At 65.7% G+C, this 26836-nt stretch carries 20 protein-coding genes and 1 pseudogene; 18 read left to right on the forward strand and 3 right to left on the reverse strand.

Annotated features, from left to right (window positions below; all coding sequences use genetic code 11):
• The 15 genes and pseudogenes from AC5Y4F_RS10130 to AC5Y4F_RS10200 all read left to right on the forward strand — a co-directional run.
• Positions 1 to 103 (forward strand): annotated as a pseudogene (locus AC5Y4F_RS10130) (type VII secretion protein EsxI); the annotation flags it as partial.
• 105 nt (positions 104 to 208) lie between these two features.
• Positions 209 to 1111 (forward strand): ESX secretion-associated protein EspG, encoded by a 903-nt coding sequence (locus tag AC5Y4F_RS10135; protein WP_067929735.1) that lies wholly within the window; start codon positions 209 to 211, stop codon positions 1109 to 1111.
• A 265-nt stretch (positions 1112 to 1376) separates the two neighbouring features.
• Positions 1377 to 2888 (forward strand): type VII secretion integral membrane protein EccD, encoded by a 1512-nt coding sequence (gene eccD / locus AC5Y4F_RS10140; RefSeq protein WP_067929743.1) that lies wholly within the window; start codon positions 1377 to 1379, stop codon positions 2886 to 2888.
• Positions 2866 to 4722 (forward strand): S8 family serine peptidase, encoded by a 1857-nt coding sequence (locus tag AC5Y4F_RS10145; protein ID WP_067929736.1) that lies wholly within the window; start codon positions 2866 to 2868, stop codon positions 4720 to 4722. Before eccD ends, AC5Y4F_RS10145 begins: the two co-directional genes overlap by 23 nt.
• A gap of 19 nt (positions 4723 to 4741) precedes the next feature.
• Positions 4742 to 5950, forward strand: coding sequence for a type VII secretion protein EccE (eccE, locus tag AC5Y4F_RS10150; RefSeq protein ID WP_499996478.1), 1209 nt, complete (start codon positions 4742 to 4744; stop codon positions 5948 to 5950).
• Positions 5947 to 7779 (forward strand): type VII secretion system ESX-5 AAA family ATPase EccA5, encoded by a 1833-nt coding sequence (gene eccA5, locus AC5Y4F_RS10155; protein ID WP_499996481.1) that lies wholly within the window; start codon positions 5947 to 5949, stop codon positions 7777 to 7779. The genes eccE and eccA5 overlap by 4 nt, the downstream gene beginning before the upstream one ends.
• A gap of 1354 nt (positions 7780 to 9133) precedes the next feature.
• Complete coding sequence (locus AC5Y4F_RS10160) at positions 9134 to 10390, forward strand: PPE family protein (protein ID WP_499996483.1); 1257 nt, start codon at positions 9134 to 9136, stop codon at positions 10388 to 10390.
• 68 nt (positions 10391 to 10458) lie between these two features.
• Positions 10459 to 11862, forward strand: a complete 1404-nt coding sequence (locus AC5Y4F_RS10165; RefSeq protein ID WP_499996485.1) for a PPE family protein — start codon at positions 10459 to 10461, stop codon at positions 11860 to 11862.
• Positions 11863 to 11924: 62 nt separating this feature from the next.
• Positions 11925 to 12248: a DUF732 domain-containing protein gene (locus AC5Y4F_RS10170; protein WP_067929741.1), complete on the forward strand. Its 324-nt coding sequence runs from the start codon at positions 11925 to 11927 to the stop codon at positions 12246 to 12248.
• Positions 12249 to 12942: 694 nt separating this feature from the next.
• Positions 12943 to 14181, forward strand: coding sequence for a PPE family protein (locus tag AC5Y4F_RS10175; protein ID WP_499996487.1), 1239 nt, complete (start codon positions 12943 to 12945; stop codon positions 14179 to 14181).
• Between the two features lie 180 nt (positions 14182 to 14361).
• Positions 14362 to 15762, forward strand: coding sequence for a PPE family protein (locus AC5Y4F_RS10180; protein ID WP_499996489.1), 1401 nt, complete (start codon positions 14362 to 14364; stop codon positions 15760 to 15762).
• A complete protein-coding gene (locus AC5Y4F_RS10185) occupies positions 15759 to 16076 on the forward strand; it encodes a DUF732 domain-containing protein (RefSeq protein WP_499996490.1) in 318 nt (105 codons plus the stop codon). The genes AC5Y4F_RS10180 and AC5Y4F_RS10185 overlap by 4 nt, the downstream gene beginning before the upstream one ends.
• Positions 16077 to 16197: 121 nt before the next feature.
• Positions 16198 to 16914, forward strand: a complete 717-nt coding sequence (locus AC5Y4F_RS10190; RefSeq protein ID WP_067938097.1) for an MgtC/SapB family protein — start codon at positions 16198 to 16200, stop codon at positions 16912 to 16914.
• Positions 16915 to 16955: 41 nt separating this feature from the next.
• Positions 16956 to 17900, forward strand: coding sequence for a sterol desaturase family protein (locus AC5Y4F_RS10195; RefSeq protein ID WP_067938095.1), 945 nt, complete (start codon positions 16956 to 16958; stop codon positions 17898 to 17900).
• Between the two features lie 90 nt (positions 17901 to 17990).
• Complete coding sequence (locus tag AC5Y4F_RS10200) at positions 17991 to 18668, forward strand: Rv1815 family serine proteinase (protein ID WP_231986437.1); 678 nt, start codon at positions 17991 to 17993, stop codon at positions 18666 to 18668.
• A gap of 5 nt (positions 18669 to 18673) precedes the next feature.
• Here AC5Y4F_RS10200 and AC5Y4F_RS10205 read toward each other — a convergent pair whose 3' ends face one another.
• Positions 18674 to 19129, reverse strand: a complete 456-nt coding sequence (locus tag AC5Y4F_RS10205; RefSeq protein ID WP_499996494.1) for a nitroreductase family deazaflavin-dependent oxidoreductase — start codon at positions 19127 to 19129, stop codon at positions 18674 to 18676.
• A gap of 120 nt (positions 19130 to 19249) precedes the next feature.
• On the opposite strand from AC5Y4F_RS10205, the gene AC5Y4F_RS10210 reads away from it, so the two are divergent.
• From AC5Y4F_RS10210 to AC5Y4F_RS10220, 3 genes are all read left to right on the forward strand, one after another.
• The gene (locus AC5Y4F_RS10210; protein ID WP_197520653.1) at positions 19250 to 19933 is read left to right on the forward strand and encodes a TetR/AcrR family transcriptional regulator; all 684 of its coding nucleotides are present in this window, start codon (positions 19250 to 19252) and stop codon (positions 19931 to 19933) included.
• A gap of 130 nt (positions 19934 to 20063) precedes the next feature.
• Entirely contained in the window at positions 20064 to 20564 is a 501-nt protein-coding gene (locus AC5Y4F_RS10215) for a VOC family protein (RefSeq protein WP_499996495.1), read from the forward strand.
• 49 nt (positions 20565 to 20613) lie between these two features.
• A complete protein-coding gene (locus AC5Y4F_RS10220) occupies positions 20614 to 22107 on the forward strand; it encodes an FAD-binding protein (RefSeq protein WP_499996497.1) in 1494 nt (497 codons plus the stop codon).
• A 20-nt stretch (positions 22108 to 22127) separates the two neighbouring features.
• Here AC5Y4F_RS10220 and AC5Y4F_RS10225 read toward each other — a convergent pair whose 3' ends face one another.
• Positions 22128 to 24812: a winged helix-turn-helix domain-containing protein gene (locus AC5Y4F_RS10225; protein WP_499996498.1), complete on the reverse strand. Its 2685-nt coding sequence runs from the start codon at positions 24810 to 24812 to the stop codon at positions 22128 to 22130.
• A gap of 84 nt (positions 24813 to 24896) precedes the next feature.
• A complete protein-coding gene (gene bacA, locus AC5Y4F_RS10230; RefSeq protein WP_499996501.1) occupies positions 24897 to 26816 on the reverse strand; it encodes a vitamin B12 ABC transporter pemease/ATP-binding protein BacA in 1920 nt (639 codons plus the stop codon).
• Positions 26817 to 26836 lie beyond the last annotated feature (20 nt).

Here is a 26836-nt window from a genome sequence, read left to right on the forward strand (position 1 = left end):
CCAGGTCATCTACGAGCAGGCCAATGCACACGGACAGAAGGTCCAGTCCGCGGGCAGCAACATGGCCAGCACCGACAGCGCCGTTGGGTCCTCCTGGGCCTAACCCGCAACTTCAGGCGCGGCAGCACACCACCCGTCGGTGTGCTGCCGCGTCCTGCGGTTACCGTGCAATTTGGCTTGAGGTAATTAGGGACCAAGTGGGGATTTGATGGACCAACAGAGCACCCGCACCGACATCACTGTCAACGTCGACGGTTTCTGGATGCTCCAGGCGCTGCTGGACATCCGGCACGTCGCGCCGGAGCTGCGGTGCCGGCCATATGTGTCTACCGACTCGAACGACTGGCTCAACGAGCACCCCGGGATGGCGGTGATGCGCGAGCAGGGGATCGTCGAGAACGATCAGGTGAACGAGCACGTAGCCGCCCGGATGCGGGTGCTCGCGGCGCCGGACCTCGAGGTGGTCGCTCTGTTGTCCCGGGGCAAGCTGGCCTACGGCGTCCTCGATGACGAGAATCAGCCCCCGGGCTCCCGCGATATCCCCGACAACGAATTTCGGGTGGTTCTGGCCCGTCGCGGTCAGCACTGGGTGTCGGCGGTCCGGGTCGGCGGCGAGATCACCGTCGACGATGTCGCAGTCGCGGACAGCGCCTCGATCGCGTCCCTGGTGATCGACGCGCTGGAGTCCATCCACCATGCCGAGCCCGCAGCAATCAACGCGGTCAACGTGCCGCTCGAGGAAATGCTGGAAGCGACGAAGTCGTGGCAGGAGTCGGGGTTCAACGTGTTTTCCGGAGGAGACCTGCGCCGGATGGGGATCAGCGCCGCCACCGTGGCCGCGCTGGGTCAGGCGCTGTCCGACCCGGCTGCCGAGGTTGCGGTGTATGCCCGCCAATACCAGGACGACGCCAAGGGCCCGAGTGCGTCGGTGCTGTCCCTCAAAGACGGCTCCGGCGGCCGCATCGCTCTTTACCAGCAGGCCCGCACCGCGGGTTCGGGGGAGGCATGGCTGGCCATTTGTCCGGCGACGCCTCAGCTCGTGCAGGTGGGCGTCAAGACGGTGCTGGACACACTTCCCTACGGCGAGTGGAAAACTCACAGCAGGGTCTGACATTCGCGCGAAACACAGAGTTCACCAATGTCTTTGCACTCAACATGCGGTTGAGCTGCGGACACGGCATACTTCTTTCAAAGACATCAGCAAATCTCTAGCCGATGTCGACGACAACTCTTAATCGCAAGGCGAGGCAGATGGAATTCCAATTGGTCGGAACGCACTTTGCGGAGGGCGGCAACCCCTCGACGAGTAGACCGGCGTACCCCCGCGCGCGACTGGCGGCATGGGCTCACACATTCATCACAAGGAGTGCAAGGCGATGACCGCGGTAGTCGAAGTACCACAGCCTGACGTAGAGGGAATTTCGCAGCCTCAGGCTGTCGTCGTCGGCGTGATGGCCGGCACCGGTGTCCAGATCGGCGTCTTGTTGGACGCCAACGCCCCCGTCTCGGTAATGACCGACCCGTTGCTGAAGGTGGTCAACAGCCGGCTGCGGGAGCTCGGCGAGACTCCGTTGGAGGCGTCGGGCCGCGGCCGCTGGGCGCTGTGCCTGGTGGACGGTTCGCCGCTGCGGGCCACCCAATCGCTGAGCGAGCAGGAAGTCTACGACGGCGACCGCTTGTGGATCCGGTTCATCCCGGACACCGAGCACCGCTCGCAGGTCATCGAGCACATCTCCACCGCGGTCGCGGCGGACCTCAGCAAGCGCTTCGCCGCGATAGACCCGGTGGTCGCGGTGCAGGTCGGCGCGTCGATGGTGGCCATCGGGGTGACGACCGCGGCCGGCCTGCTCGGCTGGTGGCGTTGGCACCACAACTCGTGGCTTCCGACCGTGTACGCGGGCGTGATCGGCGCCGTGGTGCTTGGTGTTTCGTTGTTGCTGTTGATGAGGGCGCACTCGCAACAGGACCGGCGCGTCGCCGACATCATGCTGTTGAGCAGTCTCGCACCGGTGGCGCTCGCGGCGGCGGCGGCGCCGCCCGGCGGCGTCGGATCGCCGCACGCAGTGTTGGGTTTCGGCGTCCTCACCATCTTTGCGATCCTCGCCCTGCGGTTCACCGGTCGCCGGCTGGCGATCTACACGGCCATCGTCACCGTCAGCCTGATCACGGCGGTAGCCGCGCTCGCGCGCATGGTGGCCATGACCAGCGCCGTGACGCTCTTCACCTGCGTCGTGCTGGTGTCCGTGATGTTCTACCAAAGTGCGCCGGCGATCTCGCGGCGACTGGCAGGCATCCGGCTGCCCGTCTTCCCGTCGGCGACCAGCCGGTGGGTGTTCGAGGCCCGGCCCGACCTGCCCACCACCGTGGTGCGCTCCGACGGTGGTCCTCCGGCGCTGGAAGGCCCCGCATCCGTCCGCGACGTGTTGACCCAGGCCGAACGTGCGCGGTCCTTCCTGTCGGGTTTGCTGATCGGGCTCGGCGTGCTGATGATCGTCTCGTTGACCGCACTGTCGGATCCGCACACCGGACAGCGCTGGCTGCCGCTCTTGCTGGCCGGGTTCAGCGCGGGATTCCTGATGCTGCGCGGCCGCTCCTACGTCGACCGCTGGCAGGCGATCACCCTGGCCGGCACGGCCGTGCTGATCGTGGGTGCGGTCGTGTTGCGCTACGCGGTGGTATTGCAGTCCCCGCTCGCGGTTTCGGTCAGCGCGGCGATCCTCGTTCTGCTGCCGGCCGCCGGACTGACATCGGCGGCCGTGGTGCCGAATACCGTCTACAGCCCGTTGTTCCGCAAATTCGTGGAATGGATTGAATACCTCTGCCTGATGCCAATTTTCCCGCTGGCATTGTGGTTGATGAATGTCTATGCAGCAATTCGCTATCGCTGACGGCAAGGTGTGGCGTGGTCGCGTATCCGCCGCGACCATCGCCGCGACCTTGCTGGCGTCGGGCGCATTAGCCGGCCTGCCGCCCGCCTACGCCATCTCGCCCCCGACGATTGACGCGGGCGCGGTCCCGCCGGACGGTCCGCCGGGACCCGGGGCGCCGATGAAGCAGAACTCGTACTGCACCGAGGTGGGCGTGCTGCCCGGAACCGATTTCCGGCTGCAACCCAAGTACATGGACATGCTTAATCTGCAGGAGGCATGGCAGTTCGGTCGCGGTGCCGGCGTGAAGGTGGCCGTCATCGACACCGGCGTGACGCCGCACCCCAGGTTTGCGCACCTGATTCCCGGCGGTGACTACATCATGGCCGGGGACGGATTGTCCGACTGCGACGCGCACGGCACCATCGTTGCGTCCATGATCGGTGCGGCGCCGGCCGACGGGGCGGGAGTGCCACCGGCGGCGCCACGCAAACCGGTCACCGTGCCCACCACCGAGCCACCGCCCAAAGCGCCACCGCCGCAGACGGTGACCCTGTCACCGTTGCCTCAGACCGTGACGATGGTCCCGCCGCCGCCGCAGTCTCAGGAACAAGCGCCGCCCCCGGGTCCCTTCGGGGTGCCGCCTGCGCCGCCGGCGCCGGCGGTTCCACCACCCGCGGGCCCGCCCCCGGGACCATCGCAAGGTGGGCAGGGCCCCAATGGGCAGGCGCCGGCGGCCAGCCACGGCAACGGCACGGTGACCATCCCCGGCTATGCCGGTGGCGGGCGCATAACCAACGTCGACAACCTGCGCGGCCCGCGACCGCTCGACCCGCCGCCACCACCGCCACCACCACCATCGAAGGCCGGTCCGGACGCGTTCAGCGGGGTGGCCCCGGATGTCGACATCATCGCGATCCGGCAGTCCAGCCAGGCCTTCGGCCTCAAGGACGCTTACACCGGTGACGAGGACCCGCAGACCTCGGCGAAAATCGACAACGTTCAGACGATGGCGCGCGCCATTGTGCACGCCGCCAACATGGGGGCCCAGGTCATCAACATCTCCGATGTGACCTGCATGAGCGCGCGCAACATCATCGACCAACGTTCGCTGGGCGCGGCGGTGCGCTACGCGGCGGTCGACAAGAACGCCGTCATCGTGGCCGCCGCTGGCGACACCAACAAAAAGGACTGTAAGCAAAATCCGCCCCATGATCCGTTGCAGCCCAACGATCCTCGCAACTGGAACGCGGTCACCACGGTCGTGACGCCGTCCTGGTTCAGCGACTACGTCCTGACGGTCGGCGCGGTCGACACCGAAGGCCGCCCGCTGAGCCAGGGCAACCAGGGCCAGGCGTCGACGAGTGTGGCTGGGCCGTGGGTCGGGATCGCCGCGCCGGGAACGGATGTCATCGGACTGTCGCCCCGAGACGATGGCCTGATCAACGCGATCGACGGACCGGACAACACGCTGCTGGTTCCGGCGGGCACCAGCTTCTCGGCTGCGATCGTGTCGGGCGTTGCGGCCCTCGTGCGGGCCAAGTTTCCGCAGCTATCGGCATACCAGGTCATCAACCGGCTTACCCGCACCGCTCGTGCGCCGGCGCGTGGCGTGGATAACCAGGTCGGCCACGGTGTCGTCGACCCGGTCGCGGCGCTGACCTGGGATGTACCCGACGGTCCGGTGAAGCCGCCGCAGCAACTTTCGGCGCCGTTGAACATTCCGAAACCCGTGCCGCACCGGGATATGGTGCCAGTGTGGGTAGCCGCCGGAGGCTTGCTTGGGGCGCTGCTCATCGGCGGCGGAGTGTTCGGTACGGCGATGCTGATGAAGCGATCGCGGAAACAGCAATAAGGGCGGAGCAACAGCACTCATGAAGCGTCAGCGCAGTTTTGGGTTGTCTTTGTCGTGGCCGCGGGTGACCACGGTGTTCTTGGTCGACGTCGCGATCATGGTGGTGGCCAGCCACTGCCCCGAATCCTGGCAAGGCACGTACCGCATCGCGTTCTGGGTGGGCGTCGGGCTGGCCGTGCTGGTGACGCTGCTGTCGCTGGTCACCTACCACGGCCTCACCGTGACGACGGGGTTGGCCACCTGGCTGTGGGATTGGTCCGCCGACCCGGGCGCCGCGCTGGCCGCCGGTTGCACCCCGGCCCTCGATTACCAACGCAGGTACGGGCGCGACAGGGTGGGCGTGCGGCAGCACGAAGGCCAACTAGTCACGGTGATCGCCATCAACGGCGGTGACAACGAGTCGGCCTCGCGCCTTCGTCACCGGCACTCGCCGCCCACCCTGTTGGTGTCAGCCGTCGCTTCGGGGCTGCGCCAGTTCGACATTCATCTCGACGACATCGACATCGTGTCCGTAAAGGTCCGCCGCGGTGGCCCTGAAGCCAGCGCCGCCGAGCCGTCCAAGATGGACGACTGGGGCCCCGAAGAGTGGGAGGTGGCCAGCGATGCGCCCAGCTCCTACGTTCGCCGCACATGGCTAGTGTTGCGGATGAATCCGCAGCGCAACGTCGCTGCAGTGGCGGCCCGCGATTCGCTGGCGTCGACCCTGGTTGCCGCCACAGAGCGGCTCGCCCAGGATCTCGACGGGCTGACCTGCGCGGCCCGGCCCTTGACCGCGGAGGAGCTCGCCGACGTCGATCGTGCGGTGCTGGCCGATCTGGAACCGACCTGGAGTCGCCCCGGCTGGCGGCGCCTCAAGCACTTCAACGGGTTCGTCACCAGCCTGTGGTTGTCGCCGTCCGACATCACCACCGACAAGCTGGATGAACTGTGGGAGGACGAAACCGTTGCCACGGTGTTGACCCTCCGGCTCACCTCGCGCGGTGGCCGGCCGCAGGTATCGGCATGGGTGCGGTACCACACCGAGAAGCGATTGCGCCGCAACGTCTCGTCAGGGCTCAACCGTCTCACCGGACGCCAGCTGGCCGCGGTGCGCGCCAGCCTGCCCGCCCCGACGGCGCGCCCCCTACTGCTCGTGCCGAGCCGTCCACTACGCGCCGACGATAACGACCTCGCGCTATCCGTCGACCAGCCGCGGAGGATCTCGGCGGGCGCACCTGTGGCGCAATGACGAGGCCGCAATCCACCGCTGAAGGCGCCCGTAACGCGATGGTCGCCGGCCTGTTGGCCTCCGGCGTCTCGGTCAATGGCTTGCAGCCCAGCCACAATCCGCAGGTGGCGTCGCAGATGTTCGCGACGGCGACGAACCTCGATCCAGCGATGTGTGACGCCTGGCTCGCGCGGATTCTGGCGGGGGAGCAGAGCATCGACGTGCTTTCCGGTGCGTGGTCCTCCATCCGGACCTTCGGTTGGGAGACCCGCCGCCTCGGCGTGACCGAGCTGCAGTTCCGTCCTGAGGTTTCCGACGGATTGTTCCTGCGGCTGGCGGTCACCTCCGTGGAGACATTGGCGTGTGCGTACGCTGCGGTTCTCGCAGAGGCGAGACGCTACGAGGAAGCCGCGAAACTGATCGACGGCGTCGAGCCCCGCCAACCCGTCGACGAGGAATTAATCAGCTACGTCCGCGGCGTACTGTACTTCCGGACGGCCCGGTGGCCGGATGTGTTGAACCAGTTCGCCGAGGGGAAGAGCTGGCGGCAGCCCGAACTGAAGGCCGCGGGTGCGGCGATGGCCACCACGGCGCTGGCTTCGCTGGGCGTGTTCGAGGAGGCCTTGCGCCGGGGCCAGGAGGCGATCGAAGGCGATCGGGTGCCGGGCGCCGCCAACATCGCCCTGTACACCCAGGGCATGTGCTTGCGGCACCTGGGCCGCGAGGACGAGGCCGTCGAGCTGCTGCGGCGCGTGTACTCGCGGGACCCGAAGTTCACGCCGGCCCGTGAAGCGCTGGACAACCCCAACTTCCGCCTGGTCCTGACAGACCCGGAAACGATCGAGGCCCGGACCGACCCGTGGGACCCGGAAAGCGCGCCGACCCGGGCCGAAGCCGAAGCCGCCCGCCACGCCGAAGAGGCGGCGAGATATCTGGCCGAAGGCGACGCCGAGCTCAACGCCATGCTCGGGATGGAACGCGCCAAGCGCGAGATCAAGCTCATCAAATCGACGACCAAGGTGAATCTGGCCCGCGCCAAGATGGGCCTTCCGGTGCCGGTTACGTCACGCCACACATTGTTGCTCGGCCCGCCAGGTACCGGAAAGACTTCGGTGGCAAGGGCTTTCAGCAAGCAACTGTGTGGGTTGACCGTGCTGCGCAAGCCCGTTGTGGTCGAAACCAGCCGCACCAAGCTACTGGGTCGCTACATGGCCGACGCGGAGAAGAACACCGAGGAGCTCCTGGAGGGCGCCTTGGGTGGCGCCGTCTTCTTCGATGAGATGCACACGCTGCACGAGAAGGGCTACCAGCAGGGTGACCCATACGGCAACGCCATCATCAATACGTTGCTGTTGTATATGGAGAATCATCGCGACGAGCTGGTTGTCTTCGGTGCCGGCTATGCAAAGGCCATGGACAAGATGCTCGAAGTGAATCAGGGCCTGCGACGGCGTTTTTCAACCGTCATCGAATTCTTCAGCTACACCCCGGACGAGCTGGTCGCGCTGACCCGCTTGATGGGCCAAGAGAACGAAGACGTCATCACCGATGAATCGGCACAGGCGTTGTTACCGTCCTACACGAAGTTCTACCTCGACGAAAGTTATTCGGAGGATGGCGATCTCATTCGCGGCATCGATACACTCGGCAATGCGGGTTTCGTCCGCAACGTAGTGGAGAAGGCCCGCGATCACCGCAGTTTCCGGCTGGACGACGAAGACCTGGATGCGGTGCTGGCCAGCGATGTGACCGAATTCAGCGAACGTCAACTGCTGCGTTTCAAGGAACTGACGCAGGAGGATCTCGCCGAGGGCCTCCGCGCGGCGGTCGCGGAGAAAAAGTCCGACTGACCGATCGTCATCCGGCCGGCGCGTCTGCCAAAAGGGGTGCCGTCGCACATGCATCCCTAGGTGACGGCCGGGTGAACCGCCGGGAATGGCTTGCACGTCAAGTTGACTCAACCCAGGCCTCAGCGGCCTGGCGGAGCTGTCGAGGCTGAGTTCGAATGCGTCCTCCCCGGCTGCGCGCTTTATCGATTCCGGCCCCGGGTGATAGCCCGTCCGCCGACCGCCGGTTGAGCCGGACGCACTCGAAACCAGCGCTTGGCAAGCGCACTTTTTTACAATTCCGACTTTGTAAATCCGGCAGTGCCAGCAACGGCATGGGTACGTTGGGGGTGGCTCACAGCGGCCTAAAATGCCTGTGAGCCAGCCGGAATCGCCCCACAGGAGATTGTCAGTAGCTAATCAGTGCCACAGCAGACTTTCCGCGTCTACTCGTATAGGTGAGCTCGAGGGGAACGGTGTGACGATCAACGACTGGCTCGGCGATGTGGGTCTGCACGGTGTGGTTATCCACGCCCGCGTTGCCCGCTGTGAGGCCGGGAGGCACCAGGCCATTGGCTCCGATGTGCCTGTCGCCGAAGGCTTGTGGGGCGGTAGCGCACCAGAGTGCCGTGCCGGTGGTGGGTCGCCGCCTTCAGGTCGTCTATCGGTGACCCGTTGCCACCGAGCGTGGTCGGGCCGACGGGCAGCAACATAACAAGCACCGACGGCGCCGTCGGTACGAATTGGTTAATTCCGGAGAATGACCGGATGCGCCGGATGAACTTCCGCGGCGGATTTAAAGTTGCGGATCCATTTTCGGGTGCCACGGATGCGGATCCATCTCTTTCAACCGTCGCGATCAATGAAGATCGATTCGGAAGGTTGGTGAACTTACGATCGAATATCGGAAGATAGCTTCCGAGGGGTTTATGCGGTCGCCGACGTCGCCGATCCAGTGAATAATTAGCTGCCGAAATTGCGGCGATAATTGCTACTACTTTGAGCCGTCGCTGATTGCTGTCGACCGACGGCCGATTTGAGTGATTTACGCCACTGAACTGGTGTTGGGCAGCGGATCTCTCACAAGCTCTCGAACCCAGCGATATTTATTTTTTACAAGGATTTACCTGACGGGAACGCGCGGCGACATAAGCGATGGGCACCATCGTCAGGGCAACAGCAGCGTGGCTTGACTAGTCGTCCGCACGCCGTTTCGGCGTGGATTCAGAGCTAGGAGCAGCATGGCTTTGTTGTGTGCACCACATGGAATCCGCCTATGTATCAGGTAACACATTCGGCGAATTCTCCGGCGCAGCCGACGTCGAGGTCGAAAAGCGTTGCTCACCATTGTCGCCAGAAGAGGGAGCGGAGGACCTAGATGCTGGATTTCGGGGCCTACCCGCCGGAATACAACTCGGGGCGGATGTACGTCGGAGCGGGATCTGGGCCGCTGCTGGCCGCCGCGGCGGCGTGGGACGAACTGGCCGAAGAGCTGCAAAGCACTGCGGCGTCGTACAGCTCGACAATCGAAACTCTCGCAGCGGGTCCGTGGACGGGACCCTCGTCCATCGCAATGGCAAGCGCCGCAGCACCGTACGTGGCGTGGATGCATGCCACGGGCGCGCAAGCCGAGCAGGCGGGCGCGCAGGCCAAACTCGCAGCCGGCGCCTACGAGGCCGCGTTCGCGGCAACCGTTCCACCGCCGGTGATCGCGGCCAACCGTTCGCTGCTCGCGACCTTGGTCGCAACCAACATCCTCGGCCAGAACACCCCGGCGATCGCCGCCACCGAAGCCCACTACATGGAGATGTGGGCGCAGGATGCCGCCGCAATGTACGCATACACGGCCTCGTCGGCGACTGCCGCTGCGCTGACCCCGTTCGGCGAGCCGCCGCAAACCACCAACGACTCGGCCGGTCCGATGCAAGCGGCTTCGGTCAGTCAAAGCGCGGCGCAACCGAGCTCGAACACCGCTGCTCAGGTGTCCCAGGTCATTACCGGGATGCAGCCGGCGGTACAAGCCGCGACAACAGCGGCTGATCCGTCATCGGGCAGCGGACTTACAGTGCCGAGTTTCATCACGAACTGGAACGAATTCTGGTCGGTGGTGACCGGACCCTTCTCGCCCCAGTCATGGAGCAGCATCCCCGGCGGGCCTTTCCTGTCGTTCGGCCAGGCGTATGCCTGGGGGCAAAACGGTCAAGGCGCGGCCGCGTATCTGGCTGGGCCGAAAGCCATCTCCGGGGCGTTGGCGCCACTGACCAGTGGTGCTAACGCGGTCAAGCCGATGCTCAGCTCCGCGGTCGGAGCGGGCCCCGTGTCGGGGTCGATGGGCAAAGCCGCTCTGGTGGGCAGCATTTCGGTGCCGCAAGGATGGGCGGAAGCCGCCCCCGCGATCCGAACCCTCGCCCAGGGGCTGCCGGCCAACATGGCGGCGGTGCCCGCCTCGTTGGCCGGTGAGGAGGGGGTCTTCAACCAGATGGCCTTATCCAGCTTGGCCGGGCGCGCCGTCGCGGCCGCCGCAACCCGGCCGGTGGGCAGCGCCGCCTCCGTTGCGGGTTCGCTGGGCGGCGTTGCCGCTGAGGCTGATCCGGCCGCGGCCACCATCATCGTGATTCCGTGCCTCGAGGAATGACCGCGATGACCAATCCATATGGCAGCCAAGCGCTGTCGATCCGAGCAGCCAGGTAAGGGGTACGAGCGATGTTCTACGGAGCCTTTCCGCCGGAATTCAACTCGGGCAGGATGTACAGCGGTCCGGGAGCGGGATCGTTGGTGGCGGCCGCAACGGCGTGGCAGAACCTGGCCACCGAATTGCAGGCCACCGCAACGTCATATTCGTCGGTGCTCTCGAGCCTGACTGCGGGGCCCTGGGTGGGTCCTTCGTCGATTGCCATGGCCGGCGCGGCAGCGCCGTACGTGGCCTGGATGCAGCAAACCGCCACGCAGGCCGCACAATCCGCCAAGCAGGCCACCGAGGCGGCCAGCGCCTACGAGACGGCATTCGCCGCGCACGTGCCGCCTGCGATGATCGCTGAAAATCGAGCCTTGCTCGCGCAGCTGGTGGCGACAAACCTGTTCGGGCAGAATACTTCGGCGATCGCCGCGAACGAGGCCCAATACAGCGACTTTTGGGCACAGGATGCCACGGCAATGGACACGTACTTCGCCGCGTCGGCGACCGCATCCAACAATCTGGCGGAATTCAGCCCTGCGCCCAAAACCACCAACGAGGCCGCCGAACCGATGCAAGCGGCCGCGGTGAGTTCGGCGGCGAGCGCCCCGGCCGCCAATGTCGCCACCACTGCGGCATCGGCGGCGTCCACCAGCTTGCCCTTCAGCGGGCCCTTCTCCATCCCGGCGAACTTGGCCAATCTCTACCAAACGTTCGTGACCGATCTGTTCAACACCGTCCCGGGCGGGGCCGGCTTCTACACGGCCATGTACAACGCCGTCAAGGTGCCACTGGGTCTGACCACGCAGTTCAATGACATCGGGTTGCTGATCAACTTCCCGTTGTCACAGTGGCTCAAGTTCGCCCCGCCTGTCGGGTACGGGGCGTTGCCGAAAGATGCGCTGGGCGCCGGGTTGGGTGCGCTGGGTTTCGGCCGCGGCACCTTGTACAGCTCGATCAGCCCGATCGCCGGGATGGGGAATGCCGGCATCCTGGTTGGGAAGCTGTCGATCCCGCCGAGCTGGGCCACCTCCACCCCGGCCATCCGAACAGTCGCCGCCGCGCTGTCGGTCGCCGGCTCCGAAGCCGTCCCCGCGGCCGCGCTGGGCCAGGGCAGCCTGTTCAGTTCGATGGGGTTGGCCGGGATGCTGGGCAGCGCGGTGGGCTCCGGTGCGCCCACCGTCGCCCGGGCGGGTGTGCGCAACCGGATGACTCCCATCAAGGACCTCAAAGACAAGCAATCGCCGGAACAGCTGAAACGCCTTGTCGCACAAATCTCGGAGAAGCCCGAGACCGTGCAGCACCACAACGTCGATCAAGAGAATCTCGACGCGCTCCTCGAGCAGCTGGCCAAGAAGCCGGGCATTCACGCGGTGCACCTCAAGAAGGGCGACAAGTCGAAAGTTCTCCCGGCCGATGCCCAGTCCGGCTGAGGGACAAAGCAATCGGCGCAGCCAGGCAGTGAAACCGAAAACCCGAGGAAAGGGTGGCAAAGATGAAACGACTACTGACGCTACTTGGCATATTGGCGACCATCGGCCTTGCCGCCCCGGCGTACGCCGATCCTCCGCCTGCGCCGGAGGGCGACGACGGGGGGTTCGTCGCCGCGCTGCAGCAAGCCGGGTTCAGCTTCAACAGCCCGGGTTCGGCCGTCGCGGCCGGCAGGGCGGTGTGCTCGTGCCTGAACAACGGCGAGTCGGGCCTGGAAGTGGTGCACGACGTAAAAACCCACAATCCTGGGATGGACATGGAGATGGCGTCGAACTTCGCCGTGCTTTCCGCGAAATATTATTGTCCTCAGCAGCTCTCCAAGGCGTGAGCCGCGGCGTGCCGTGGTGATCGAGCCGGTAGCCGAGTTCGAATGCTTTAGCGTCGAAGATAACTGGGGCGCCTCGTCCGCCTTAACATGTGCCGACCACGAGCCATGAGACTGCCACCGGCGCTCAGCGTCGTCATTTCGGCCGTGATCGGAATGGCTCCGCTCGCACCTGCCGCCCCGGGGCCACGCGGCGATGGTGTTCGAGCGGGCATCCAAGAGCCGTCGCGCACGGCCCGAATCCGCCCCTTAACAGGAATCAGTGGGCGGCTTGCGCTGCCTGGTGCAGGGCAGCGGGTTGCACACAGGAACACTGCAGCCGCACGCCGGCGGTCGTGCCTCACGCTCCGCCGATGACTGGTTCGCCACCGGCGCCGAAAACCTTGGCGGGCAGTCGATAACAGGCTGGTCACCAAATCGCCTGGCAGCCAATGGCTCTGACTCATCTGGCGATACCCGCCCCGGCCGATTCCCACAGACGGGCAGTTCGCAATAAGATGCCGCGCCTGTGCCGCCGCCAGATGCCGTCCTGGGAAGTTCCAGCCGAGGGACGGTCACGAGCGCACTCAATAAACACATGAAACATATATATGTCTTTTTGAAGAATCTCATGAATTCCATTTGAGCCTCGGCTGATTGGCGAGGTGGTCGCATATCCGCCCCTACCCTGGCGCCAAAGGAGGACGGGAGGCAACGGGTGGACTTCGGGGCGCTGCCACCAGAGGTCAATTCAGGACGGATGTACGTGGGTCCCGGATCGGGGCCCATGCTGGCCGCCGCCGCGGCGTGGGACGCGCTGGGAGCCGAATTGCATTCCTACGCGGCGGCCTACAGCTCGACGATCTCGGGCATGACCGTCGGGTCCTGGTTGGGACCGGCGGCCATTGCGATGAGTGCCGCGGCCGCCCCGTACGTGGCATGGGCGACCGAGTCGGCTGCAAAGGCAGAGCAGGCCGCGATGCAGGCCAGACTCGCTGCCGCGGCCTACGAGACCGCCTTCGCGGCGACTGTGCCCCCACCGGTGATCGCCGCCAACCGCAGCCTGTTGATGACGCTGATCGCCACCAATTTCCTCGGTCAGAACACCGCGGCCATCGCGGCTGCCGAAGCAGAGTATGCCGAGATGTGGGCCCAGGATGCCGCAGCGATGTATGCCTACGCCGCAGCGTCGGCAGCGGCCACGCAGTTGGCGCCCTTCACCGAGCCACCGCCGACCACCGATACATCCGGGGTGGCAAGACAATCCGCGGCGGTGGCGCAAAGTGCCGCGTCGGACATCCCATCCCAGCTGTCGGCCGTGATCAACCTGGCGCCCACCATGCTGCAAGGCCTGGCGACGACCCCGTCGGCGGCGACGCCGGCGGCATCAATCATCGAAGCCATCTACCCCGTCACGGCCGCCCTCAGGCCATTTTTCGCCGCCCTCACCGGCGCCTACAGCCCCATTGGGGCGATCATCCTGCCCGGCGGCTGGTGGCTGCTGTCCCTGCAGGCCTTGGGTCTGTCCCAGAACGCGCCGGGTGTCGCCGAACTGCTCGGCGGCGGGAAGGCCATCTCCGGAGCGCTGTCGCCACTTGCGCCGTTACGGGGTGGTTACATCTCGACGGTGACACCAGAGGCGGGAGGCGTGGCGGGATCGATGGGCCGCGCGACCATGGTCGGATCGCTGTCGGTGCCGCAAGGCTGGGCCACCGCCGCGCCCGTGATGAAGACAGTCGCCTCGGTGCTGCCGGGCGCGAGTTTGGGGGCTGTCCCGGCCATTTCCGCAACGTCACAAGGGGCCATGTTCGGCGAGATGGCCACGGCGAGTCTGGCCGGACGTGCCTTGGCTGGGGTCGGTGTGCGCACCGTCAGCAATGGCACGACCGGCGTCGCAGCGGCGGCGGCCGACGGCGTTGCCACCACGGCCACGATCATCGTGGTCCCGGAGGATTGATGGGGCATTCGACATGACTCCTCGAACGGCTTTGATCGCACGGACCGGACAACCCATGCCCACTTTGACTGCGCAGCCGCAAATGTCGCCAATGGGTGGGACGGTTGCCGCCACTCTGGCGACCAGTGCCCGTTCGTCACCGGCAGTCACCCACCCGGCCAGCGCGGGGAGGTCACGGCGATGAGCTTCGCTCTCCAGCCGCCCGAAATCATCTCCGGCCAGATGTACATGGGTCCGGGGGCGGGACCGATGTTGACGGCCGCCGCCGCGTGGGACGCGCTGGCGGCCGAATTGCAGTCTGCGGCGTCGTCCTACCGGTCGATCATCGAGGGCCTGACCAACGAGGCGTGGGCCGGCCCGTCGGCGGGCGCCATGGCCGCCGCGGCCGCGCCCTACGTCGCATGGATGTTGGCGACCTCGGCGCAGGCCAAGGAAGCGGGAGCCCAAGCCACCGCGGCCGCAAGTGCCTATGAGAGCGCGTTCGCGGCGGTGGTGCCTCCGACGGAGATCGCAGCCAACCGCATGCGGCTTTCGATGCTGTTGGCAACCAACGTTTTCGGGCAGAACACCGCCGCGATCGCGGCGACCGAGGCCGAGTACGGCGAAATGTGGGCGCAGGACGCGGCCGCAATGTTCGGGTACGCCAGCGCATCTGCGGCCGCCACCCGACTGAACCCATTCACCGAGCCCCCCCAGACCACCGACTCGACGGGAATCGCCGCCCAGTCGGCGGCGCTGGGCCAGGCGAGCGCACTGGCAACCGGTACCGGTGGGGCAGCGGACGCCGCGGCCGCGCCGTCCGGCATCATCAGCCAGCTGCTCGAGGGCCTCGGCAACGCGTCCCGCGGCTACATGGAGTTCTGGGACGGTGTGCTCAACACCCTCACGGGATCCCCGCTGGCCGGGACGACGTGGCAGAACACCTTCGGGATCCTCGCCGACATCGGCCGGTTCAGCACCGTCGCCAACGACAGCATGAGCCCGATCAACCTCGCCATGACCGAGTTCAAGATGTTCTACAAACTCCCGGTCGAGGGCCTGGAAATCCCCAAGTCCGCGCTAGGTGCCGGACTCGGTTTGCGTACGGCGGGAGCGGGCCTTACCAGCGCGGTATCAGCGGGCATGGGCGAGGCCAACGTGGTGGGCAAGTTATCGGTGCCGGCGACCTGGGCCTCGGCAACCCCGGCGATCAGGTTGGCCAGCAGCCTGCCGACCGCCGGTCTGGCCGCGGCCCCCGCGGCCGGGATCCCGGGCAGCCTGCTCGGTCACATGGCGCTGGGAAGCCTTACCGGGGGCGCCCTCGGTGCCTTCGCGCCGGAAGTCGCGGGTCGCAACGGTGCCCGGGTCCGCGCCGGCGGTGCGATAAAGAGCGCCGAACCCGTCAAACTCGACGACGTCATCGCGAAGCTGCAGAAGCAGCCGGACGCCGTGCAGCACTGGAACGTTGACAAGGCCGGACTTGACGCTCTGCTCGACCAATTGTCCAACAAGCCTGGCATCCATGCGGTGCACGTGTCCCGCGGAGGCAAGCCCACGGTGACCTTGCCCGACGCCCACCTCGGAAAGGCGGGGACGGTATGAGACTCCTGCTTGCCGTGCTCGGCGCTTTCACCGCGAGCGGTTTCGCGGCGCTCGCGCACGCCGAGCCGCAGGGCGACGATGCGGCGTTCCTGGCCAACCTCAGCAATTCCGGCATCACCTACAGCAGTCCCAGTCAGGTCATCGCGTCCGCTAAAGCCGTCTGCGGGTTGATGGGCAGGGGCGAAACTGGTTTGCAGGTTGTCACTGACATCAAGGATCAAAATCCCGGCATGACGTTCGACGGCGCGGCCCAGTTCGCTGCGCTCGCATCGAGCGCCTACTGCCCCCACCACCTGGCGCCCAAGACCGGTTAGCCTGGGGCGCGCCGCGCGCCGAGATGCTCCCGGCGTGGGGGATATGGTCGGGCTTCACTTGCGGTTAACCCGGATTTGGTTAGCTCCCTTCGCCGTCTAGCAACCGGGAAGGAGCGACGCGTTGGAGACGCTGAGCGTTCTCGATTTCGTGCTCCGGCTGGGGGTCGGCGTGGGCTGCGGTGCCCTCATCGGCCTGGAACGGCAATGGCGGGCCCGGCGGGCCGGCCTGCGCACCAACGCACTGGTTGCCGGAGGTGCGACGCTGTTCGTCCTCTACGCGGCGGCCACCTCCGATACCAGCCCCACCCGGGTCGCCTCGTACGTCGTGTCCGGTATCGGGTTCCTCGGTGGTGGCGTGATCCTGCGGGAGGGCGTCAACGTCCGTGGTCTCAACACCGCCGCCACCCTGTGGTGCTCGGCGGCGATCGGCGTGCTGGCGGCTTCCGGTCACCTGGTGTTCGCACTGATCGGCACCGGCACCGTCATCGGCATCCATCTGCTGGGGCGCCCGCTCGGGAGGCTGATCGACCGGGACAACAGTGCCGAAGACGACGAGAGCCTGTTGCCATACCTCGTGCAGGTGGTCTGCCGTGCCAAGCACGAGAAGTACGCGCGGGCCCAGATAGTCCAGCACGCCGGGAGCAACGACATCACGCTGCGCGGAATCCATACCGGCAACCCGGCCGGCGATGAGGTCACCTTGACCGCTCACCTGCTGATGAACGGTGATGCGCCGGCCCGCCTCGAACGGTTGGTAGCCGAATTATCGCTGCTTCCGGGCGTCCGCGCCGTGCAGTGGTATGCCGGGGACGAAGCGCAGTCCGACGATCGTCGCTGAGGGCGAACTGGCACTCCGGGGCGCGTCGTAGTCTTACCTGTGTGAGTGCCCTCTCCGGCTTCCTGTCCGCGCTGCCGCCGCAGATGCGCGATCCGGTGCTGTTTGCCATCCCGTTCTTCCTGCTGCTGTTGACCTTGGAATGGACCGCGGCCCGCAAGCTGGAACACCTGACCGCCGAGTCCGCCGTTACGGCGCGACCGCCGTCCGGGGCGCACTTGACGCGCGACTCGGTGGCCAGCATCTCGATGGGACTGGTTTCGGTAGCGACCACCGCCGGCTGGAAGACCCTGGCGCTGCTGGGCTATGCCGCGATCTATGCCTACCTGGCGCCCTGGCACCTGTCGGCGACGCATTGGTACACCTGGGTCATCGCGCTTCTCGGGGTGGACCTGCTCTATTACGCCTATCACCGGATCGCGCATCGCGTCCGATTGATCTGGGCGACGCACCAAGCCCACCACTCCAGCGAGTACTACAATTTCGCCACTGCGCTGCGCCAGAAGTGGAACAACAGCGGCGAGATCTTGATGTGGATTCCGTTGCCGCTGTTGGGGATTCCGCCTTGGATGGTGTTCTTCAGTTTCTCGCTGAACTTGATCTACCAGTTCTGGATACACACCGAGCGGATCGACAAGCTGCCGCGACCGTTCGAGTTCCTGTTCAACACCCCGTCGCATCACCGGGTGCACCACGGGATGGACAAGGTGTATCTCGACAAAAACTACGGGGGCATCTTCATCGTCTGGGACCGGCTCTTCGGAACCTTCCAGGCCGAGCTCTTCCGGCCGCATTATGGGCTCACGAAACGCGTGGACACGTTCAACATCTGGACGTTACAGACCCGCGAATATGTCGCGATCGCCCGCGACTGGCGATCGGCGACGCGCCTGCGTGATCGATTGGGTTACGTGTTCGGCCCACCCGGGTGGCTACCGCGGACGGCCCGCCACACCGATGCCACGACCGCGGTCGTGACCTCCCTGTAACATTCGCGCAGGCCGGCGCGAAAAGCTGAGCGGGGAGCAAGGTCGTAGCCTCGCCTCCCGTCGGTTCGGCCCGATGGATCGGAGTTCAGGGTGCATCGTCGTCTGGCAAGGCGCGCATTCGTCGCCTCGACTACTGTCGCAGCGGTCGCCACCTTGCTGCCGGGAGCGCCCGCCAATGCCGACGTCGTCGTGTACCCGGGCATGGAAATACGGCAGGGCAACCGCGTGTGCACGCTGGGATATGTCGACCCCGCGCTCAAGATCGCTTTCACCGCGGGACACTGCCGGGGCGGGAGCGGGGTGGTGACGGACCGGGCCGGCACCGTCATCGGGCAGATGGCGGCCTTCCGGGACAACACCCCCAGCGGAACGACGGTGTCCACGACCCAGACGATCAGTGATTACGAAGCGATCGTGCTGGACAACAGCGTCACGCCGAACAACGTCCTGCCCGGCGGTCGCCCGCTGGTCGCGGATCCCGGGCTCGCGCTCGCGCCGGGGCAGCCCGTCTGCCATTTCGGCGTGATCACCGGGGAAACCTGCGGGACGGTGGAGAGCGTGAACAACGGCTGGTTCACCATGTCGCACGGTGTGCAGAGCCACAACGGCGATTCGGGCGGACCGGTGTACCTGGCGCCCAGCGGCGGCCCCGGACAGCTCGTGGGCATCTTCAACAGCGTGTGGGGTGATTTCCCGGCCGCGGTGTCATGGGGAGCCACGACGCAGGAGGCTCGCGAGGATCTGGGGGTGCGCGACAACGCGCATTAGGGCCATCAGCCCGCGGTGACCACCGGTGTCAGTGCGAACACCGGGATCGAGGGCGCGGCGGCGCGGAATTGCTCATCTGTGCTGTCGGGCGTCAACCCTGCGACGTAATCCTTGACCTGCCAATACCACTTGGCCAGATAACGCCGCAACAGCTCGGGCTTGGCCGCGTCATCGATCTCGCCCGCCCGCATGGGCCGGCGACGCCAGCGCGCACCCACCTCGACGACGGACGCGGCCCGGACGTTGCGCGCCCAGTGCGTGTTGCCCCGCGGCGACACCAGGTAGTCCACGCCGTCGACGGTCAGCAGGTTGACCACCACCGCGCGTGGCTTTCCGCTCTTGCGGCCACGGACGCGCAGCGCCCGGGTTCCGGCGATGCTGATCCCCGCCTCGGCGAGCCAGCGGATGACCGCGTTCGCGGCCCGGGCGGCCCGGTTCGGTTCTTCGTATCGGGTGGACATGGTGAGCCTCTCAGCGAATCCTGGTCGAACTGCGAGAGCGGCGCTCTCTAATTTGGACACGCTGCCACAACCCGCCACGGAAAGCAAGAGCGGTGTTCTCGGTTGTGCCAGACTGGCCGCGTGGGCAAACGCCAGGAATCGCGTGAGCAGATCGAGGCGCGAATCATCGAACTTGGTCGCCGCCAGCTGGTCGATCGCGGCGCGGCCGGGTTATCGGTGCGGGCCATCGCACGCGACCTGGGCATGGTGTCCTCGGCGGTGTACCGCTACGTATCCAGCCGCGACGAACTGCTGACCTTGCTGCTGGTTGACGCCTACTCCGACCTGGCCGACACGGTGGACCGTGCCCGCGAGACGGTCGACGACCTGTGGAGCGACGACGTCGTCGCCATTGCGCGGGCTACCCGGGGCTGGGCCATCGCGAACCCGGCCTGCTGGGCCCTGCTTTATGGCAGTCCCGTTCCCGGATACCACGCACCTCCGGAGCGCACGATCGCGGTGGGCACCCGGGTGGTCGCGGCGCTGTTCGACGCGGTTGCGGCCGGGATCGCCACGGGAGATATCCGGCTGACGAATGATCTTGCCCCACAACCGATGTCATCCGACTTCGACCGGATTCGCCATGAATTCGGCTTCCCGGGCGATGACCGGGTCCTTGCGAAGTGCTTCTTGCTCTGGGCCGGAGTGTTGGGCGCCATCAGCCTCGAGGTGTTCGGCCAGTACGGCGCCGACACCCTGACAGACCCGGAAACGGTCTTCGACGCGCAGCTGCGGCTGATGGTCGACATCCTGAGCCAACACTGAGGCTTGCGGGTGGCGGCAAGCTGGAATTAGAACGTGTTCACCCGCCGATTTCCAGGCCGGACGGGCTCGCCACGGCAAAGATATTCGGGCCCTTTCTAACGGCATCACGACTCGACTATCCTGCGAGACGATGACGCCTAACGTTGAATCACCGACCCAGATCGCGTGGGTCACCGCCGACCTTGATGCCACCGAAACGGCCCTCACCGGCCTGTTAGGCGTGCGGAAGTGGGTCCGCATACCCGATGTGCACTTTGCTCCGGACTCGTGTAGCTACCGGGGCCAACCCGCCGACTTCTTTGCCAGCATCTCGCTGAGCTACCTCGGCGACATGCAGTTGGAGCTGATCCAACCGGTTCGCGGCGAGAACATCTATAGTGACTTTTTGTCCGATTGCGGACCGGGTCTGCACCACATCTGCATGCAGGTCGAACGCCCCGAGCAACTTGAGGCGGCGGTGACGGAGGCCGCCGAGCGGGGCGCCGCGGTCGTTCAGCGAGGCGTGATGCCCGGCGGCATCCAATTCGTCTACCTATCAGCACCGGAGGCGGGCGTGCCGTATGTGGAGCTTGCATACGTCGCACCCGAGATGAGGGCCTTTCACGACTACATCAAACAGGAGCAACGGTGAGCCGCGCCGGCGACGATGCCGAGCGCGGCGATGAGGAGAAGTGGCGCGAATGAGCACGGAGATACCAGCAACGGTCAGTGCGGATGACGTGACCACCTGGTCGGATGACGTTGACGTCGTAGTGATCGGGTTTGGCATCGCCGGAGGCTGCGCCGCGGTGAGTGCGGCAGCCGCCGGGGCGCGCGTGCTCGTGCTCGAACGCGCGGCCGCCGCGGGTGGCACCACTTCGCTTGCGGGCGGCCACTTTTACCTCGGTGGCGGGACCGCGGTGCAGCAGGCGACCGGTCAAGAGGATGCCGCCGAGGAGATGTACAAATACCTGGTCGCGGTGTCGCGCGAACCCGAGCTCGACAAGATCCGCGCCTATTGCGACGGCAGCGTCGAGCATTTCAACTGGTTGGAGGACTTGGGTTTTCAGTTCGAGCGCAGCTACTACCCGGGCAAGGTCGTCGTTCCACCCGGTACCGAGGGCTTGAGCTACACCGGCAATGAAAAGGTTTGGCCCTTCTGCGAGCGGGCCAAGCCGGCGCCGCGTGGACACTCGGTGCCGGTGCCCGGCGAACTGGGCGGCGCCAGCATGGTTGTCGACTTGTTGCTCAAGCGCGCCGACGCGGTGGGCGTGCAGATCCGCTACGAGACCGGGGTTACCAACCTGGTCATTGACGACGAAGGCGCCGTGGTCGGTGTCGCGTGGAAGCACTTCACCGAAACCGGTGCGATCAAGGCCAAGTCGGTCATCATCGCGGCGGGGGGATTCGCGATGAACCCGGAGATGGTCGCCGAGCACACGCCCGCGCTGGGTCAGCAGCGACGCACCAAGCATCACGGCATGGTGGCGCCCTACATCCTGGGCAACCCCAATGACGACGGACTGGGCATCCGGATGGGCGTCTCGGCGGGCGGTGCGACCAAGAACATGGACGAGCTGTTCATCACCGCGGCGGCCTATCCGCCCGAGGTGCTGCTGACCGGTGTGATCGTCAACAAGGAGGGCCGACGCTTTGTCGCCGAGGACTCCTACCACTCGCGCACGTCGGCTTTCGTGTTGGAGCAGTCCGACCAGACGGCATACCTGATCGTCGACGAGGCGCACACCGAGATGCCGGCCATGCCGCTGATCCGCTTCCTCGACGGGTACGAGACCATCGCGGAAATGGAAGCAGCGCTCGGCATTCCGGCGGGCAACCTCGCGGCGACGCTTGATCGTTACAACAAGCACGCGGCCGCGGGCGAGGATCCGGATTTCCATAAGCAGCCGGAATTCCTTGCACCACAGGATAACGGCCCCTGGGCGGTGTTCGATCTGTCGCTCGGTCGGGCGATGTATTCGGGATTCACCATCGGCGGCCTCGCGGTGACCCTCGATGGCGAGGTGCAGCGCGCCGACGGCACCGTGGTGCCCGGCTTGTATGCGGCGGGCGCGTGCGCGTCCAACCTTGCCCAGGACGGCAAGGGCTACGCGAGCGGGACGCAGCTGGGTGAAGGGTCGTTCTTCGGGCGCCGAGCCGGAGCGCACGCCGCCGCACGGGCCGGACGAGCATAGGAGCGCCGGGAGGCAAGTTTTCAGCCGGTTCGTGCGAGTTCTGTTCGGGTCCGGTCGATTTCGCGGTAAGCGTAGTTCGCCATTTGCGCGGTAGTCATCCGTGCTCCGGACTGCGTCAGGGATTCGTACGCATCCGCACCGAGCGCACTGGCCAGGTGGGCCATCACGGTCCGGATTTCGGGAAAACTTGCGACGGTGACGGGCCCGAAAGCGAAACCTGCGATGGTGGCCGCCGCCTCGTAACGTTCGATTCTGTCGAAGAACGCCGCGAGCAAAGCCAGCGGTGTGCTGATCATTGTCGTGTTGCCCGCCTCGTGGTGATTATGGACGGCCAACCTGAAGTAATCGAGCGCCGCCATTGGGTCACCGTATTTCGACTCGACGCGGCACAGAACGGCGGCGGTGTGAGTCTCACTGGTGCGGTTGCCGGACTCTTGCGAGAGGGCCAGCCCGCGACGCAAGGCCGCCAAAGCGCGTGAGGCCTCGATGTCGCGGAGGGCGAACCCCTCGGCGAGCAGCGCGTAGCAGAGCGCCGCGGGATTGCGGGTGGCTTCGGCAGCATTGACAAGGTCGTCGACGATCGTCGCGGCCTCCTCGCTGGGGCCCCTGATGGTCAGCGCCATCACCAGGCAGCTCCTGGTGAGGGTGTGGGTGTCGCGATTTCGTGCCAGCTGAGCTCGACACAATTCGACTGACCGTTCGGGGCGTCCGCTGGCCGTGTACGCGCCAGAGGGCCAGCCCTCTACGCCGAACGGAAGGCGGGTGCGGTCACCGCTGAGCATGTCGACAGCAGGGTCGGCATAGCGAAGTCCGTCGTCGACCCGCCCGGCTATATAACAGTTCGAGGCCAGCACGTAGAGGAACGCGAGCTGGGAATGGTCGGCTGCCCGGGCTGATTCGATGAGTTCTTCGACCCACGCGGTCGGTTCCATTTTGATGACCATGAAGCCAAGGAAGGCCGCCGAGGTGGCAATGGCGACGGCATCGTCGAGGTCGTCGTGATCGGCCGCCCAGCGAAACGCGGCGCGCAGATTCGCCAGCTCCGCCTCGAACCACTCGTAGGCTGCCCGCTGTTCCGGGCTGTCCCACACGGCTAACGCGTCGCTTCCACGCCGGGCGAAGTGGCGCACATGGGCTTCCCGCACAGCCGCGGCCTCGCCGCGGGCGACGAGTTGCTCCTCGGCGAACTCTCGAATGGTCTCCAACATTGAATAGCGCGTCCGGCCTGCGACTCGATCAACCACAAGTAGGGACTTACGGACTAAGGAATCCAGCAGATCCAGGGTTGCATAATCGTCGACGGGCTGTGGTCGGGTGAATTTCGTTATTGCGCAGGCGCTTTGCAGATCGAACCCGCCGGCGAACACGGAACAGCGTTCCAGCAGCGCCTTTTCCTCCTCCCCGAGATGGTCATAGGACCACGCCACGGCGTGGCGCAATGTCTGGTGGCGACTCAGGCCCCGCCGCGATCCAACGAGCAACCGGAATCGGTCATCGAGCCGATCGCGCAGCTCGACGGGGGTCATTGACGTCATTCGCGAGGCCGCCAGTTCGATGGCCAGCGGGATGCCGTCCAGACGGCGACAGATCTCGACGATCGCGGCTTCGTCGTCCGCGCCCTTCGCCGCGAAATAAGACGAAACCTGTTGGGCGCGTTGCACAAACAATATTGCGGCCGAAGAGTCGATCCCTGCCGCGACATCCAGCGACGAGACCGAGTGCACTTGCTCGTCGGCGACCTCCAGCCGCTCGCGGCTCGTCGCTAGGATCCGCACGCTCGCCGAGCGGGCGAGGATGGCTTCCACCAGGTCGGCGGCCGCGTCGCGCAGATGTTCGCAGTTGTCGAACACCAACAGTCGCAGCCTGCCCTCCAGAGCGACGGCCACGCTCTCGGCCACCGTCTTCCCGGCCTGTTGGGTGACGCCCAGCACCGCGGCAACCGCATCGGGCACCGCCGCGGGATCGGTGACCGTCGCGAGTTCGAAAAACCAAACACCGTCGGGAAATTCATCGGCCAGGCGCGTTGAGACCTCAAGCGCCAACCGGGTCTTACCGACCCCACCCACGCCGACAAGAGTCACCAATCGATGGATCTTCAGTGCCGATTGCACCTGCTCGACCTCGGTTTCACGGCCGATCAGACCGGTCAGCGGGGGGCGCAGATTGCCCGGGCCGATGTCGGCTGTCCGCAACGGCGGGAAGTCGGCGCGCAGACCCGGGGCCCGAACCTGAAACACACCGACCGGAGTGGGTAGATCCCGCAACCGGCGCGGGCCCAGATCAAGCAGATCGACGCCGCTCACGAAACCCGCCGTCGAGTCCGCCAGCAGAATTTGCCCGCCGTGCCCCGCGCCCATGACTCGTGCCGCGCGATTGAGCACGGCGCCGAAATAGTCGGCGTCGCGCAACTCGGCTTCGCCGGTGGCTAATCCCATCCGCACCGGTAATTCAAGTGAGCGCTGAGCGGCGACCGCCGCATCGACCGCCGAGTTCGGCGAGGCGAATGCCGCACAGACACCATCGCCGGTGTGCTTGAACAACTGGCCCCCATGTGACTCGATCGCCTGGCGTAGCACCTGGTCATGTCGCGTGAGCGCGGACCGCATCCCGTCGGCGTCGGCCTCCCACCGACGAGTCGACCCCTCGATGTCGGTGAACAGAAACGTCACGATTCCGGAAGACGGACCCACCGGTTCAGCGGACACGCAAGCAGAATGCCACAGCAAACGCCGCCCGGCATCGAAGATCGCCGCAATCGAGCGGGCCTCGATTGCCGCAACCGATTGGCGCTATACCGGTGCCGGTTCCTTGTCGACCGGGCCCAACTGCCAGGGGCCGCCACCGAGCAGGTGCAGCTGCTGCTCGTGGTGCTGCTCGACGGTGGGCCGGTGGCTGACGCTAACCATGACGCATTCCGGCAGCTCGGCCCGAACCAATTGATACAGCGCGAATTCCAGGCCCTCGTCCAGCGCGGAGGTGGCCTCGTCGAGGAAGACCGCCTTCGGTTTGGTGAGCAGGATACGCGCAAAGGCGACCCGCTGCTGCTCGCCGGGGGAGAGCACCTTGGCCCAATCATGGTCTTCATCCAGCCGGTTGATCAGCGGCGCCAGCGCCACTTTGGTGAGTACGTCATGCAGCAGCTCATCGGGAATGTCGTCCGGCGAATTCGGATAGGCGACCACGGTGCGCAGGTTGCCGAGCGGCACATACGGCAGCTGCGACAGGAACATCGTCGCGTTGTCACCGTCCGGGCGGCATAAAGTTCCCGAGGCGTACGGCCACAGTTCGGCCAGGCTGCGCAACAGCGTCGTCTTGCCGGAGCCGGAGCGGCCGGTGATCACCAGGGTGTCGCCGTGGTCGAGCTGGACATCCAGCGAGTCGACCAGTTGGTCGCCCTCCGGCGTGCGCACCTCGATGCCGCGTAGCTCAACCGTGGTCTCTTCGCTGGGTTTGACAAGAATGGTTGGCAGCGCGCGGCCCTTGCTGTTAGCGTCCACCAGCCCGTGCAATCGGATGATCGCCGCCCGGAAGGCCGCGAACGCGTCATAGTTGTTGCGGAAGAACGACAGTGAGTCGTGAATGTTGCCGAATGCGGTCGCCGTCTGACCTACATCCCCGAAATCGATCTTGCCGGCGAACAGCCGCGGCGCTTGAATCACCCACGGCAGAGGGACAATTGCCTGCGACACCGACCAGTTCCACCCGTTGAAAATGATGGTCCGTCGGACGAAATTGCGGTAGTTGCCGATGATCGGCGTGAAGCGCTGCCACAGCTGCGCCCGCTCGACCCGCTCGCCGCGGTAGAAGCCGACCGCCTCTGCGGCGTCCCGCAACCTCACCAGCGCGTAACGAAATGCCGCATTAAGCTTTTCATTGTTGAAGCTCAGCCGAATCAGCGGGCGCCCAAGCCAAACCGCAACGACGGTCGCGATCAGCACGTAGACCAGAACCGTCCAGAACATCGCGCGCGGCAACACCACGCCAAAGAGATTCAGGTCCCCGGATAGCTGCCACAGGATCGCGGCGAACGAAATCACCGAGGCCACCGCGTTGACCGCTCCGAACAGCAACGTGCTTCCCGTCCCGTTTGACGGGATGTTGGGGGTGCCGCCGGCATTGGCGGTGAAGATGTCGATGTCCTGCTGGATGCGCTGGTCAGGGTTGTCGATGGTGTTGTCGATGAAAAGATCTCGGTAGTAGGCCCGGCCCTCCAGCCAGTCGTCGGTGAGGTTGGAGGTCAACCACATGCGCCAGGCGATGATGAACCGCTGCGTCAGATAGACGTCGGCCGCGAACCGGATGACGTAAAGGACCGCCAACACGCTGAAGATCGCAAGTGACATCCAAAAGCCATGTACCCCGGACTGTTTGACGGTGTCGTCATCGGCGGCCATGCCCTGGACCGCCTTCTGCACCCCGGTATACAAGTCGTTGCCCTGGTAGCTGAGCAGCACCACCAATCGCACCGACAACAACACCGACAACAGCAACACACCAAGCATCAGCCACACCTTGATGCTCTCCGAGCCGACGAAGTAGCCGCGAGTGATCCGCCAAAACTGCCGGCCCCATGGCGTGAGATAGCGGAACGCCAGTAGGACCCCGAACAGACAGATAGCGCCGATCAGCCACGCTATGGCGATCCACCGCAACGAATCAATGGGTGCCGCCGACCAGTTGATCGAAGGCTTGAAGGGCTTCGGACCCATCGTCGAGTCTCCTTACCGTC

The sequence above is a fragment of the Mycobacterium sp. NGS56 genome (assembly GCF_059812425.1).